Below are 13672 nucleotides of genomic sequence, written 5' to 3' on the forward strand. Positions count from 1 at the left end.
CAATGTCGACACCACACATACAAAACAAGAAATATGCCAAAATTTAAGTTGTTGAAATACAATATAAAAAATGGTTTGGTTCTATAAGTGCTAAATTTTTATAACTAAAAAACAGTGAGATATCGTAGTTTTTCACTGAAAAAGGAGCGCAGTCGCGTGACTCTACTTAGTTGCTGTTGTCTCTGTAGTAGCAATGAGGTTATCTAGCAGGCTTTTGATTTTGGGATATGGACCGTGCCCGGATTCAATATTGATATGTCCCACGTAACCAGCGTTGTGGAATCGCACTCCCCACCGTACTGCGAGTTCATGGGCATCCGGATAAGCTAGCCAGGGATCGTTTTGGGAAGCCATGATCAGCCCTGTCACCCCAAGCGGAGAGCTTGGTAGACTATCTGAAATTGAAGGTGATGTTGGGTCGTGAGTGATATGTCCCTGTTCCGTGAAACGGTGAGGTGACGCGGGGGCAACAAGCAAAGCGGCATTCACCTGTCGCTTATGTTTTGCAATGACATGCGCAGCAGCAAGACAGCCAAAACTATGGGCCACGAGAGTGACAGGTTCGTTTTGTTGAACCAGATAGCGCTCAATTTCTTCGGACCAGGTTGAGAGTATAGGTTGATTGACGTTCACTGATTTCAATCTGTCACTATTCGGATAGTGCCCTTCAAGCCATGTTTGCCAGTGGCCTGCAGGGCTTCCTTTATATCCCGGGACGATAAGAATTTTACCTTTCATAAGCCGTATCCTGATAATGAGTTGAGCCTGTTAGCTATCAGAATGTGTGCCATTGATTGATTATCTCCAAGGGGTATTTTCAAGGTATTGAAATACAATCAAAATTTTACAACTCAAAAGCGTTCATATAACCATTTATTCAATAAAGTAATAAAAAATCATTTATAAATAACATTTATCCCTTTTAATCTAACTGAAAATCCATGAGTTTTGTTATAAAGGGAAATCATGATTGTCGGCCATGACAAGGGACTAAAACGTGCAATCCGTGAGGTCGATTTAGTTGCACAAACGGACTCTACGGCATTAATACTGGGTGAGACCGGGTCAGGTAAAGAGCTTATCGCCCGTTATATCCACCAACACTCTGCAAGGGTTCACAGCAGTTTTATTCGTGTTAACTGCGGTGCGATTCCGGCCGAATTAATTGATTCTGAGTTATTCGGTCATGAAAAAGGCAGTTTTACGGGGGCGGCATCTCAAAAGAAAGGCTGGTTTGAAAGAGCCACTGGCGGGACACTTTTTTTAGATGAAATCGGTGAGCTGAGCTTAGCAGCGCAAGTTCGTTTACTCAGGGTACTTCAGGAAGGCACGCTGACTCGTGTGGGTGGCGAGAGGGAGATTGACGTTGATGTCAGGATTGTGGCTGCAACGCATCGAAACTTAGAAGAGTCGGTTAAAGAGGGGCAGTTTCGTGAAGATCTCTGGTTTCGAATCAATGTATTTCCTATTCGGTTGCCATCATTGCGGGAAAGAGAAGAAGATATCGCCGATTTAACCGAACACTTTGCCCGAAAAGCCTCAGAAAAGCTCGGTTTACCGTTAGCGTTACCCACGGCGCAGCAAATCAATTACCTGAAAAAATACAATTGGCCCGGTAATGTCCGTGAGCTTCAGGTTATTGTCGAGAGGGCTGCAATACTGGGGCAGGGGAATTTTCTGGCGATTGAAGAGTCGTTGGTGCTTCCTCTGCCTTCACTGGACCGTGGCGCTTGCGCTGTACCTCAGGTTTACAGCCGAACTCAAGTTTCAACGGAATTTCTGACATTAAATGAAGCATTAAAACTGCATATAACGAAAGCGTTGGTTCATTGTCGTGGGCGTGTTGAAGGGCCATTTGGTGCCGCACAATTATTGGCTATTAACCCAAATACACTGCGTTCAAAAATTAAGGCGTTAGGCATTAATAAGGCAACGATACGGTAGTAAATCTATTCATAAACTCCGGTGTTGATGTGATTGATTAAATTCAGGGTATCTATCAACGGGATAAAAACACTTGGGTTTTAAATAAACGGCATACCATTAAACAGCTAAACAGCTAAACAGCTAAACAGTTAAACAGCTAAACAGTTAAACAGTTAAACAGTTAAACAGTTAAACAGTTAAACAGTTAAACAGTTAAACAGTTAAACAGTTAAACAGTTAAACAGTTAAACAGATAAACAGATAAACAGATAAACAGTTAAACAGATAAACAGATAAACAGATAAACAGATAAACAGATAAACAGATAAATAGATAAATAGCTCTGTGATCCCTTGGGTGCTTATCGGTGTTAAACAGAAGGGGGCGGAAATGGTTGCCCCCTAATAGCGATGTCGCGACTACATCACTGTATTTTCAGGCGTCGTTTCTGACTTTTAACCTGTTCTTGTTGTCTCGGTTGGTGATAACTTGCTGGTGGTCATCAACCATACCCGCTGTTTTAGCTAAGCGGTCATACAATAAAACATTGACGGTCGCGGCGAGGTTCATGCAGCCGTTGGTCGGTACGTACACAACATGCGTCGCTTTATCGACAACCTCTTGCGGCAAAGAGCCGTCTTCGGGGCCAAACAGATAGATGGCTTTTTCCGGGTGGGTAAACGAAGGCAGTGCGGTGGCACCGACAACCAGTTCTACACACACGATCTCTACGTCCTCATTAAGTCCGGCAGTGAGATCATCCATCTCAACTAACTCAATGCGTTCATGCGTTTTTTGTGTATCGGTTTGGAATTTTGCTGCGCGGTTGTAGCGCGTGCCGTTATAGCGCACTTGTGTGGCGTCATAACAGCCTGCGGCTCGCATCACGGCTCCAACGTTGGTTGGGCTTTTCGGGTTGTACAGTCCAATAATGACCGTTGACTGTGTTGTCATTGCTGTTGTGCTACTTATGGTTTTCTTTGGTTAGAGTCATAAACTCGCGAGTGACGGTATTATCGCTCTTTTTAACACAAAGACAAAAGAGCCTTTAACTAGGAAGCTTCCAGTTAAAGGCTCTTAAAAGGAGCGGATTAAGCCTGAAGGGTTCGGCTTTGCTGACTAAACTGCAATTAATAAGCGTCAATTAAGCGCTAGGTTACACACTAAAAAATCGGTCTACGTGTCTCACCAATTCGCTCGTGTCGATGGCTTTGCAGTTGTAGCCTGCTGGCTTAAACGTCAGTACGTCTTCAGCAGCGACCATCGCATTGATTACTGATTCTTCTACCGACTGAACTGCTGCCATGTAAAAGTCGTCAAACAGCTCGTCATTCACACACGTCATTGATGCGTAATTGCCGGATAGCTGAGGCAAATCTTGTGCGTTCGCCGTACTAAACGCCAGGAAGATATCGCCCGAGTTATTACCGCCAGGCGACCCATTTCGGCCGATACCAATTGCTGCACGTTTCGCCATCCGTTTCAGTTGGTGAGGCAACATAGGGGCGTCAGTGGCTAAGATGACGATAATGGATCCCATCTCTTTCTCTTCTGGCATCATCTCATCTGGCATGTATTTCCCGACAGGAACGCCAAGCACATTAAACCAAGGACGAATGCCGTGATTCGCTTGGACAAGCGCTGCGACGGTATAGCTATCATCACCGACGTTGACCACACGGGAAGACGTACCTGTCCCCCCCTTAAAGCCGTAAGCGATCATACCCGTTCCGCCACCGACGTTACCCTCAGCAATCGCACCGCCTGCGGCGTTTTCGATGGCGTCAACGGCATCTTGCTCGGTGACGTGCATGGCGTTGATATCATTAAGCACACCGTCATAAGTTTCAGCGACAACAGGCATCGCCCATAAATGATTGTTCGCCCACGCCTCTTTGTAGTGGTTCACCATCCACTTCACCGTGGCATGGTGAGTGATCCCGACACCGTGAGTATTGGTGATCATCAGTGGTCCGCAAAAATAGCCACCATCCTGAATCCAATGGGTGCCGGTCATTTCGCCGTTACCATTTAATGCATAGCTGCCCGACCAGACTGGCTGAGGAGTTTTTGAGTATCCGCGAGGCAATATAGCCGTTACGCCCGTTTGTACCGGCGAGTCAGGGTTAGGTTTGACCAAGGTTTTATAGCCAACAAGCACCCCAGGTACGTCAGTTATTCCGTTGTTCGCGCCAGTCACGCCAGGAAACGGGAGGCCTAGCTCTCTAGCTCTGAGTTTTTTAGTCATATCTCAACTCCATATCCTTATATTGAGCTTTTCTTAGATTTAAAGTAGATACCCGCATAAGCGATAACTAATGAGAACAGCAGCATTAGCGTCGCTATGGCATTGATTTCCGGTTTAATTCCTTTGCGGATCATGCTGAGTATGTACACAGGTAAAGTGGTCGAATCCGTACCACTGATAAAGTAAGTAATCACCACGTCATCAATCGAGATGATGAAGCTGAGTAAAGCGCCGCCAATCACACCTGGAAGGATTAAAGGCAGAGTCACGCGTTTGAATGTTTGCCATTCATTAGCACCGAGGTCGGCAGAAGCGCTTTCTAATAGCGGATCCATCCCAGCCAGTCGTGAACTCACAACGATAAATACGTAGCTTATCAAGAACGTACAATGACCGATGACGATTGTGGTTGAACCAAGAGTCAATCCAGAGCCAATGAAAAATATCAGCAGCGCAATGCCCAGAACGATATCAGGCATCACCATTGGTACATGCATGAGCATTTTTTAAAACGGTTGCAGCTTGAAGCGGAACCGCGCCAGTGCCAGCGCAACCATGGTGCCTAATACGGTGGAAATGAGGGTTGCACTACTTGCGACCACTAAGCTGTTTTTTAACGCACTCAGTAGTTGCCCTGTCGAATCAATATAGGTTTCCGGCATTTGCATGTCGGTTTCTAAGCCAAACATGATTCGGTACCAGTCCAAGCTTGCCCCTGCCCAGTTCATGAGGTTTACCGGGTTAGCGTTGAAGGAGTAAGCCACAATCAACAAGACTGGCGCATAAAGAAAGACAAAAAACAGCAGACTGTAAGTCGATAAAATCCGTTTCAACATCGAGTTCCCTTGCATACTATTTCCTTACTGATTTGCCGGAGAGCGATTAATTCGATAGAAAAACACACTTAATAACACCAACATAAACAGTGTGATGATCATCGATAACGCCGCACCAAATGGCCAGTTTCTCGCGTAAAGGAATTGCTGCTCAACCATATTGCCAATCATCAGAACCTTGGCGCCGCCAAACAATTCTGGAATCACAAAGTTGCCTAAGCTCGGAATGAACACCAATACGCTGCCAGCCATAATGCCGGGTAATGTCATTGGGAATATCACTTTGCGGAAGGTGGTAAACGGCGTTGCGCCGAGATCTTCTGATGCCTGAATCAGCCTCGTGTCTAACTTCTCAACACTTGAGTATATAGGCAGGAACATAAACGGTACAAAAATGTACACCATGCCAATGATCACGGCTGTCCCTGAGTACATAATGCTCAAAGGTGCGGAGATAACACCTGTCCACTCTAAAAATTGGTTAGCAAAACCGGAATCTCGCAGAATCAGGATCCATGCGTACAAGCGGACGATCATGCTGGAGAAGAAAGGCAGTGTTATCAATAAGATAAAAAGTGACTTCATCTTAGGTGATAAACGACTAATCCAGAACGCAACAGGGTAGCAAACCACTAGAGAGCAAATAACCGTTGCAACAGCTAAGCCGATTGAGCGAAGTAAGATCTCCAGATAAACAATGTCGAATTCTTCATCGATACCGTCAGCCCAGCCCAGAATTCGGCCATAGTTCCAGTGGTAAAAACTCCTTTCAACACCGCCATATAATCCCGGTGCCAAAAAGCTGTAAGTCAGCATGATCAGTACCGGGATGACGAAAAATACCCCCAGAAATAGCGAGGTGGGTGACAACATGATTAGCAGCGACAACTGCTCTCGGGAGAACCTCTTTGAGGATGGCTTCATGCGACCTCCCGCTCAGATTTCCTTTCAAGACTGATGATATGCGGGGCGCTAACCTGATAATAAAGTGTCACTTTATCACCCACGTGGTAACTACCGTCACTGCGACGAGCCAATGCGGTGACCGTCTGCCCGTTGACTAATTTGCCATGCAATTGGTAGTCGGCACCGACAAAAACCACTTCGTCGACGGTCATGTCAATACCATGGGTCAGCCCTTGATCCATCGCTGGTTTAAGAGAGAATTGCTCCGGTCTTAGCAGTAACTCAATGCTCTCGCCAACACGGTAATTATCCTCCTCGCAGAATACTTTTATCCCGTCGCAGTCAACGACCGCGACGTGATTTTCCACCAGTATTACCTTGCCATTAAACAAATTGCTTTCGCCGATAAATGTCGCGACGAATTTGTTTTTCGGGGTATGGTAGATCTCATCAGGCGTCCCCATCTGCTGCACCTTACCACCGTTAAGCACGACGATACGGTCTGACATGGTCAAGGCTTCTTCTTGATCGTGTGTCACGAAAACAAAGCAGATACCGAGTTCGGTCTGTAAACGCTTAAGCTCCAGCTGCATCTTCAGACGCAGGTTCTTATCCAACGCAGATAACGGTTCATCGAGTAACAAAAGTTTAGGGCGATTGATAATGGCGCGCGCCAGCGCAACACGTTGTTGCTGACCGCCTGAAAGCTGGGAAGGGATACGCTTTTCAGTACCGCTAAGACCAACCATTTCCAACGCTTCTTTTACGCGCTGGTTACGTTCTTCTTTATTAACTTTAGCGACATCCAATCCGTAGCCGACATTGTCTTCAATGGCCATATGCGGAAATAACGCGTAAGACTGAAATACGGTGTTCACCGGGCGTTTGTGAGCAGGGAGTGCGACGATAGACTCGTTATCAATTAAAACATCTCCTTCGTCTAGGTTTTCAAAACCCGCGATGATTTTCAGTAGTGTGGTCTTGCCACACCCTGAGGGGCCCAACAGCGTGATGAACTCTTTTTTGGCGATGGAAATATCAACGCCATCAAGCGCTTTTATTACACTGCCTTCCGGTGTTGTAAACTGACGGAAACCACGGCATATGCGGATGTATGCTTCGGATAGAGAATCTGGCATCTAAGTCACCATTTAAAATAGTTGAGTACGGGCTTAGGCTGTAAGCCCGTATTTATCGATCAATTAGTGAGTGCGGATCTTGGTCCAGACGCGGTCATACAGCTTGATGTCTTTGCCTAAATCAGCAAAGAGTTGCAGCTTTGCACGCACTTCAGGTGATGGGTTAATGCTTGGGTTATCACGAATGTGTTCCGGCAGAAGCGCAATCGCATCTTTGTTGGCCGTGCCGTTCATTTGCTGCCGAGTATTCAGCGCCGCAATTTCAGGCTGAGTGAAGAACTCTAAGAACTTTTTCGCATTGCTCTTGTTTGGCGCCGATTGAAGCACGCACATGTTTTCTTGATACATGGTGGCGCCTTCTTTAGGAATCACATAGCCCAGGTCGTCCGGTGTTTGGTTTACGTAATGCATCGCCCCGACATACCATTGAGCGGCGGCAATATCACCGGACTGTACCAGAGGGGCACTGTCATACGTGAATGATGAGACATAAGGTTTTTGTTTGATAATGAATTCTTGCGCCTTCTTCAAATCATCACGATCTGTTGAGTTCACGCTCTTGCCATGTTCGATCAACCCAACGCCGATAACTTCACGCATGTCATCCAGCATCGCAATTTTCTTGCCGTCTTTAGGTAGGTTAAAGAACTCTTCCCATGAATTAATAGAACCAACCAGTTTCTTGTTATAAAGAATACCGACGGTTCCCCACGCATACGGCAGGCAGTATTCACCGTTGGGATCGGATTTTGCGTTTAAGAAGCGGGTATCGATATGTGAGAATCCGGCGTATTGGTTGATATCCGTTTTCTCCAGCAGATTTAGCTGAGCCATGATGTCTTGCATATGCACGGAAGGAAAAACAACGTCGTACCCCGTTGCCCCTGCTTGCAATTTTGCCAACATTTCTTCGTTTGACGTATAGGCATCAACACTGACGGCGATCCCTGTTTGTTTTGTGAACGTTTCGAGAACGGCCGGGTTGATATAATCCCCCCAGTTGTAAAGCTTAAGTACTTCAGCAGAAACTGCTTGTTGAGAGATCCCTATTCCCGTGATTGTTATTGCCGTTGCCAATGTTTTTCGATTTATAAAGCGGGTGTAACTGTTAACATTCAATGCCTTCATGTATCCACCTTCCATGTGTTCAAAACAAACTGTTTAAAACTCTTCTGATTCACAAAATCATCGCTCTCGATTTCGTTAACAATTCTTTTACAATGGCATGTTTGTTTCAATATCATGATATGTTATTCATGTAACATATTAATAAGCACGGTATAGGGGGCACATTAACCTGATGATGTTCCGGGAAGGTGCACCTGAACACAAGGAGGTGTCATGGTTCATACGTTTAGTAACCCGCCAGATGCGGTCACGTCAGCAACAGCACAAAAGCTGAAGTCACTGATCCCAAAGCTCTCGGTGTCGGAGGCCAGAGTGGCACAATATATTTTGCTCAATCTGGCGCAGATAAGTTTTGAAACCGGCGCTTCGATTGCTGAAAAAGCCGCTGTCAGCCAGATAACCGTGAGCCGTTTTTTAAAAAAAGCCGGATATCACGGTATTGCGTCTTTAAAAGAAGAAGTGAAAAAAGAGCTGATAGAGAGAAAGTACAGCAGTGATGCCGATGTTTCGATTGATAGCTTTTACCAAGAGCATATGAAGAATGACATGCAGGCATTAATGCGTCTTTATGAGTTTTTTGGTTCCGAAACCTGGGATGGCATTGTCGGTTGTGTGAGCGCTGCCCAAAAAGTATATGTGACGGGTTTCCAGTCAATCAGAGGGACGGCTGAAGACGTTACTCGCAGGCTTTCTTTTGCGCGCGACAACGTACAATTTATTTCAGCTCACGATGGGATGTTAGCTGAATGGCTATGGATGGAAACACAATCTGAGAACCGGACAGGCTACGATGCTCTGGTGGTGTTGGATATTGTCCCTTACGCCGCAGAGACAAAGCGGATGTGCGAAGAAGCCAAGAAACGTGGTATTCAGATTGTCATCATCACCGACGAGTTTTGTTACTGGGCCGAAGAATATACATCCCATGTCTGTCATACCAAGTCAAAAGCGGGGTTGTTTCTGGAATCCACCTGGGGGATCGTGATGGCGGCCAACATGCTGGTGCACAGAATCGCTCAACAAAACCCTCATAGCGAACAACGAGTCAAACGTTGGCACAGCCTTTCTAAAAGTATGAGCCTCTTCTGAGTGAGGCTCAGTTAGTACGTCATAACTAAACGCACTTCCCCCAGCGCCAACGCTGGGAGAAGTGTGAATAGCCAAGGATACAAACGCTATTTATTACTAGGGAAAGCAAATTGCGCGGTTTCGTTAGATTGTGGCTTTGGCCATTTTTGAGTAATGGATTTACGGCGCGTGTAAAAACGTACACCGTCAGGGCCATAGGCATGCAGATCGCCAAACAACGAACGTTTCCAGCCGCCAAAGCTATGGTAAGCAACAGGCACCGGAAGCGGCACATTAACGCCTACCATGCCAGCTTCCACTTCATCACAGAAGATCTCTGCCGTTTCACCATCGCGTGTAAATATACAGGTCCCGTTTCCAAATTCGTGTTCGTTAATGAGCTGAATACCTTCTTCAAGGGACTTCACGCGAACCACACACAGCACAGGGCCAAAAATTTCATCGGTGTAAATCTTCATATCGGGCGTCACTTTATCGAACAAGCTGCCACCAATGAAGTAGCCGGTAGAGAAGTCAGGGACCGACAGGCCTCGGCCATCCACGACTAGTTCAGCGCCTGCCTCAACACCGCCTGCGATATAACCAGAGATTTTCGCCAGATGCTCTTTGGCAATCACTGGACCCATATCAACAGAATCTTGTGTATAAGCACCGACCCGCAGTTCTTGAATCAAAGGCGTCAGTTCCTTCACCAGATTATCTGCTACTTCATCACCCACGCAGACGGCAACAGAAATCGCCATGCAGCGCTCACCACACGAACCAAATGCCGCACCCATGAGGGCATTGACGGTACTCGAGACTTCTGCATCCGGCATGATGATCGCGTGGTTTTTAGCCCCGCCAAGTGCCTGAACACGCTTGCCGCGTTTGGTGCCTTCAGAGTAAATGTATTCAGCAACAGGGGTTGAGCCAACGAAGCTCATCGCTTTTACTTCTGGTGCCTCGATTAAAGCATCGACGACCTCTTTTCCACCATTAACCAGATTCAACACGCCACTTGGCAGCCCTGCTTTATGTAATAGTTCAACAATGAACAGGGTTGACGCTGGCACCTTCTCTGACGGCTTAAGAATGAAACAGTTACCGCAAACAATCGCCAGTGGGTACATCCAAAGCGGGACCATCGCCGGGAAGTTAAATGGCGTGATACCGGCAACAATACCGACAGGCTTGTGGTCACTCCACGCGTTAATACCCGGCCCGGTTCCTCTAGTGTATTCGCCTTTTAGCAGCTCTGGTGCGCCACAGGCGTATTCAACATTCTCAATCCCACGCTGAAGCTCACCCAGCGAATCTTCGATTGTCTTACCGTGTTCTTCACTGATCAAACGCGCGATTTGGTCTTGGTTTTCTTCCAATAGCTGCTTGAATGCAAACATGACTCGCGCTCTTTTCAGCGGTGGCGTTTTGCTCCATGCCGGGTAGGCACGCTTCGCCGCTTCTACCGCCTGCTGAACTGTTTCTGTCGTACCCATTTCAACCTGGCGAATTGACTCGCCCGTCGCAGGGTTATAAACATCGATGGTTGTGCCTGAGTGGGAAACTGTCTCTCCGGCAATAAAATGCGAAATAACGTCCATGATCTGACTTCCTTTGCTTAATTTTTAATTTAGTTGATTCAATGTTTCGTAAACCGCGTCAAATAAACGCTCAAGGTCATCGGCTTTAGCATTAAACGTCGGACCAAATTGAATCGTGTCGCCGCCTGAGCGAACATAAAATCCTTTTTCCCACAGCGACAATGTACATTCGAACGGTCGAACTGTTGGATCATTGTCTCTTGGGGCAATCTGAATTGCGCCGGCGAGGCCACAGTTTCGGATGTCGATAACATGGTTCGCGCCTTGAATGGCGTGCAACTTGTTTTCGAAAATAGGCGCAAGTTCACGCGACTGCTGAATTAGTGCGTCTTTTTCTAACAGATCCAATGTGGCTAAACCTGCGGCACACGCGACCGGATGGGAGGAGTAGGTGTAACCATGTGCAAATTCAATCATGTGAGGCGGTAAATCCTGCTCCATAAAGGCCTGGTAGATTTCATGGGATGTGATCACTGCGCCCATCGGGATTGCGCCGTTGGTCAGCTGCTTGGCTGTGTTCATGATATCCGGCGTCACGCCAAAGTACTCAGCACCACTCCAGCAACCCATTCGCCCGTAGGCGGTAATGACTTCATCAAAGATCAGCAGGATGTCATGCTGGTCACAAATTTCACGCAGACGTTGTAGGTAACCTGTCGGCGGTACAATTACGCCTGCTGAGCCTGACATGGGTTCAACAATAATGGCTGCGATATTGGATGCGTCATGCAGTTCAATGAGTTTCAAAAACTCATTAGCAAGTTCTACACCACCGGTGTCCGCACAGCCTTTTGTGAAGGCTAAATCAGGCTGCAATGTGTGGGGAATATGATCAGCATCGACTAACTGGCCGAAGGTTTTTCTGTTACCGCCGATACCGCCCAAGCTGGTGCCACCAAAGTTAACGCCATGGTAACCACGCGCCCGGCCGATGAGTTTAGTTTTCGATGCTTTGCCTTTTACACGCCAATAGGCTCTGGCCAGTTTTAATGACGTATCAGCGCATTCCGAGCCTGAACCGGTGAACAGTACATGGTCTAATCCCTCAGGCATTTTCTCGACGATTTTCTCTGCCAGCTTAAAGGAAAGCTCATGGCCAAATTGGAACGCAGGTGAGTAATCCAGTGTGCCCATTTGTTCATAGACCGCCTTTTGAATTTCTTGGCGACCGTGTCCGGCACCACATGTCCATAATCCAGATAGCGAGTCGTAAATATCCCGGCCACTTGCATCTTTCAGCCAAGACCCTTGGGCTTGAGTGATGATGCGTGGGGTTTGGTGAAAGCTGCGATTGGAAGTGAAGGCCATCCAATGAGCAGAAAGATCTGTCTCTAGTCCATCTTGTGCAAATTTATATTTACTCATCGTTATGTCGTCCTTGTATTGACTGGACTTATTTTTATCACATGAGTATGTTTAGAAAATTGTAAATCTACTGTACGTTGGTTATGGAAAAACTCAACAATAGAAGAAAAAGCATCATTAACCAGATCACCGACTTTGACATCAAATTGATCCGCCTTTTTAAAACGGTGGTTGAGTGTGGCAGCTATACCGCAGCAGAACCTGTTCTCGGTATTACTAAGTCGGCGATATCGCTACAAATGAGTGACCTTGAGAAACGCTTGAACATGAAGCTGTGTCATCGAGGCAGAGGGGGCATTACTCTGACCGACGAAGGCGAAGCGGTACTGGAGTCTGCCGACATCCTCCTTGCTTCGATTGAACAGTTCCGAAATGACGTTAACCAAATCAATAATGAACTGCGTGGTGAACTCAATATCGCACTGGTTAACAATCTGGTGACCCAGCCTCATATGAAAATCACCCGCGCGCTCAAGCACATCCGCAAGATGAGTGAAAAAATCAACATCAACATCACGATGTCGATGCCGGCAGATATAGAAAAAGGGTTAATCGATGGCCGGTTTCATGTGGGCGCATTCCCGACCAATAACAAAAGTAACAACTTTGACTACCGAGCCTTGTATAGCGAAAACTATTTCCTGTACTGCAGCCATGAGCATCCTTTTTTTTCTGAAAGCGATCAGGAAATTGAACGCCTTAAGCACACCAATGCAGTGATAACGCGACACAGAATGTCTCCAGAAGTCAGCGATCTGTATCAGCAGTTAAAATGCACGGCCACGGCGTCTGACCATGAAGGCATCGCATTTCTCATATTAACAGGCACTTATATTGGCTTTCTTCCGCAACACTATGCTGACTATTGGTGTGCGAAAGGGCAAATGCGTCCCTTGTTTCCTGAGGTTTTTAACTTCAGTTCTGATATTTCACTGGTTACCAAAAGCGGATTAAAGCACAACCAAATCATCAATAAGTTCATAGAACTCATTGAGTAATAAAGAATAATAGTGAGAAACAGAGGGAATGTTTTTAATGAATAACGTCTAGAGGCGTGGCGCGTGTGCTGAATGTCTGAGAAGTTCTGTACCAGCCATGACCAGCACAAACGTTAACTGTCGCCTGTCACCTACTGGCAAAGCAATACTTTCTGTCATTGTATCTGAATTCTTCCATACAAAGCTTTGCATATGCCTCTTGGCATCTAAAGCTTTTAATATGAATCGCTACACTTATTTCACTTCCAAACATCCCCAAAATACTGCCACAAAAATCACACTGGAAACATTTTTATAACAAAAGTGATACATCTTTGTTGTTTTTTGAAATGATGCGAATTACTTTTGTTTTAGGCTGAATGATAATTTTTCTTCTTATGATGCCTTTGTGTACAGGGAGTGCATGGTTTTTAAGAATCATGCTGAAGTCGTTAAATCGGATTCATATGGGATG

13 protein-coding genes are annotated in these 13672 nt (G+C 46.2%); 3 read left to right on the forward strand and 10 right to left on the reverse strand.

What is annotated here, in order from left to right:
* Nucleotides 1-162 precede the first annotated feature (162 nt).
* The gene (locus PGW97_RS17695; RefSeq protein ID WP_273860287.1) at nt 163-738 is read right to left on the reverse strand and encodes an RBBP9/YdeN family alpha/beta hydrolase; all 576 of its coding nucleotides are present in this window, start codon (nt 736-738) and stop codon (nt 163-165) included.
* Between the two features lie 228 nt (nt 739-966).
* Between PGW97_RS17695 and PGW97_RS17700 the strand changes: the two genes are divergently transcribed.
* Nucleotides 967-1944, forward strand: coding sequence for a sigma-54 interaction domain-containing protein (locus tag PGW97_RS17700; RefSeq protein WP_273860288.1), 978 nt, complete (start codon nt 967-969; stop codon nt 1942-1944).
* Between the two features lie 417 nt (nt 1945-2361).
* Here the strand turns inward: PGW97_RS17700 and PGW97_RS17705 are convergent, their stop codons facing one another.
* From PGW97_RS17705 to PGW97_RS17735, 7 genes are all read right to left on the reverse strand, one after another.
* Nucleotides 2362-2880 carry an RNA methyltransferase gene (locus tag PGW97_RS17705; RefSeq protein ID WP_273860289.1) on the reverse strand — a complete coding sequence of 173 codons (519 nt, stop codon included), beginning with the start codon at nt 2878-2880 and terminating at the stop codon, nt 2362-2364.
* 202 nt (nt 2881-3082) lie between these two features.
* Nucleotides 3083-4174: a DmpA family aminopeptidase gene (locus tag PGW97_RS17710; protein ID WP_273860290.1), complete on the reverse strand. Its 1092-nt coding sequence runs from the start codon at nt 4172-4174 to the stop codon at nt 3083-3085.
* Between the two features lie 17 nt (nt 4175-4191).
* Nucleotides 4192-4671: an ABC transporter permease gene (locus tag PGW97_RS17715; protein ID WP_273860291.1), complete on the reverse strand. Its 480-nt coding sequence runs from the start codon at nt 4669-4671 to the stop codon at nt 4192-4194.
* Nucleotides 4672-4680: 9 nt separating this feature from the next.
* Nucleotides 4681-5025, reverse strand: a complete 345-nt coding sequence (locus PGW97_RS17720; RefSeq protein WP_273860292.1) for an ABC transporter permease — start codon at nt 5023-5025, stop codon at nt 4681-4683.
* A gap of 9 nt (nt 5026-5034) precedes the next feature.
* The gene (locus tag PGW97_RS17725; RefSeq protein WP_273860293.1) at nt 5035-5826 is read right to left on the reverse strand and encodes an ABC transporter permease; all 792 of its coding nucleotides are present in this window, start codon (nt 5824-5826) and stop codon (nt 5035-5037) included.
* Between the two features lie 104 nt (nt 5827-5930).
* Complete coding sequence (locus PGW97_RS17730) at nt 5931-7055, reverse strand: ABC transporter ATP-binding protein (RefSeq protein ID WP_273860294.1); 1125 nt, start codon at nt 7053-7055, stop codon at nt 5931-5933.
* A 63-nt stretch (nt 7056-7118) separates the two neighbouring features.
* Entirely contained in the window at nt 7119-8183 is a 1065-nt protein-coding gene (locus PGW97_RS17735; RefSeq protein ID WP_273860295.1) for a polyamine ABC transporter substrate-binding protein, read from the reverse strand.
* A 213-nt stretch (nt 8184-8396) separates the two neighbouring features.
* Here PGW97_RS17735 and PGW97_RS17740 point away from each other — a divergent pair, with 213 nt between their 5' ends.
* The gene (locus tag PGW97_RS17740; RefSeq protein ID WP_273860296.1) at nt 8397-9272 is read left to right on the forward strand and encodes a MurR/RpiR family transcriptional regulator; all 876 of its coding nucleotides are present in this window, start codon (nt 8397-8399) and stop codon (nt 9270-9272) included.
* A gap of 86 nt (nt 9273-9358) precedes the next feature.
* Here PGW97_RS17740 and PGW97_RS17745 read toward each other — a convergent pair whose 3' ends face one another.
* Together PGW97_RS17745 and PGW97_RS17750 are read right to left on the reverse strand one after the other, a co-directional pair.
* Nucleotides 9359-10855: a CoA-acylating methylmalonate-semialdehyde dehydrogenase gene (locus PGW97_RS17745; RefSeq protein WP_273860297.1), complete on the reverse strand. Its 1497-nt coding sequence runs from the start codon at nt 10853-10855 to the stop codon at nt 9359-9361.
* 24 nt (nt 10856-10879) lie between these two features.
* On the reverse strand, nt 10880-12220 hold the full coding sequence (locus tag PGW97_RS17750) for an aspartate aminotransferase family protein (RefSeq protein ID WP_273860298.1): 1341 nt from the start codon (nt 12218-12220) through the stop codon (nt 10880-10882).
* 83 nt (nt 12221-12303) lie between these two features.
* On the opposite strand from PGW97_RS17750, the gene PGW97_RS17755 reads away from it, so the two are divergent.
* A complete protein-coding gene (locus PGW97_RS17755; RefSeq protein WP_273860299.1) occupies nt 12304-13218 on the forward strand; it encodes a LysR family transcriptional regulator in 915 nt (304 codons plus the stop codon).
* Nucleotides 13219-13672 lie beyond the last annotated feature (454 nt).

The organism is Photobacterium sp. GSS17, from assembly GCF_028621875.1.
In the GTDB taxonomy this organism is placed as follows: domain Bacteria; phylum Pseudomonadota; class Gammaproteobacteria; order Enterobacterales; family Vibrionaceae; genus Photobacterium; species Photobacterium ganghwense.

What these genes read in the sequence shown, in the direction of transcription:
- PGW97_RS17750 (WP_273860298.1), bottom strand. Translation starts at nt 12,220, where the DNA reads ATGAGTAAATATAAATTTGCACAAGATGGACTAGAGACAGATCTTTCT.
- PGW97_RS17735 (WP_273860295.1), bottom strand. Translation starts at nt 8,183, where the DNA reads ATGAAGGCATTGAATGTTAACAGTTACACCCGCTTTATAAATCGAAAA.
- PGW97_RS17755 (WP_273860299.1), top strand. Translation starts at nt 12,304, where the DNA reads ATGGAAAAACTCAACAATAGAAGAAAAAGCATCATTAACCAGATCACC.
- PGW97_RS17695 (WP_273860287.1), bottom strand. Translation starts at nt 738, where the DNA reads ATGAAAGGTAAAATTCTTATCGTCCCGGGATATAAAGGAAGCCCTGCA.
- PGW97_RS17710 (WP_273860290.1), bottom strand. Translation starts at nt 4,174, where the DNA reads ATGACTAAAAAACTCAGAGCTAGAGAGCTAGGCCTCCCGTTTCCTGGC.
- PGW97_RS17740 (WP_273860296.1), top strand. Translation starts at nt 8,397, where the DNA reads ATGGTTCATACGTTTAGTAACCCGCCAGATGCGGTCACGTCAGCAACA.
- PGW97_RS17725 (WP_273860293.1), bottom strand. Translation starts at nt 5,826, where the DNA reads ATGCTGACTTACAGCTTTTTGGCACCGGGATTATATGGCGGTGTTGAA.
- PGW97_RS17730 (WP_273860294.1), bottom strand. Translation starts at nt 7,055, where the DNA reads ATGCCAGATTCTCTATCCGAAGCATACATCCGCATATGCCGTGGTTTC.
- PGW97_RS17700 (WP_273860288.1), top strand. Translation starts at nt 967, where the DNA reads ATGATTGTCGGCCATGACAAGGGACTAAAACGTGCAATCCGTGAGGTC.
- PGW97_RS17705 (WP_273860289.1), bottom strand. Translation starts at nt 2,880, where the DNA reads ATGACAACACAGTCAACGGTCATTATTGGACTGTACAACCCGAAAAGC.
- PGW97_RS17715 (WP_273860291.1), bottom strand. Translation starts at nt 4,671, where the DNA reads ATGCATGTACCAATGGTGATGCCTGATATCGTTCTGGGCATTGCGCTG.
- PGW97_RS17745 (WP_273860297.1), bottom strand. Translation starts at nt 10,855, where the DNA reads ATGGACGTTATTTCGCATTTTATTGCCGGAGAGACAGTTTCCCACTCA.
- PGW97_RS17720 (WP_273860292.1), bottom strand. Translation starts at nt 5,025, where the DNA reads ATGCAAGGGAACTCGATGTTGAAACGGATTTTATCGACTTACAGTCTG.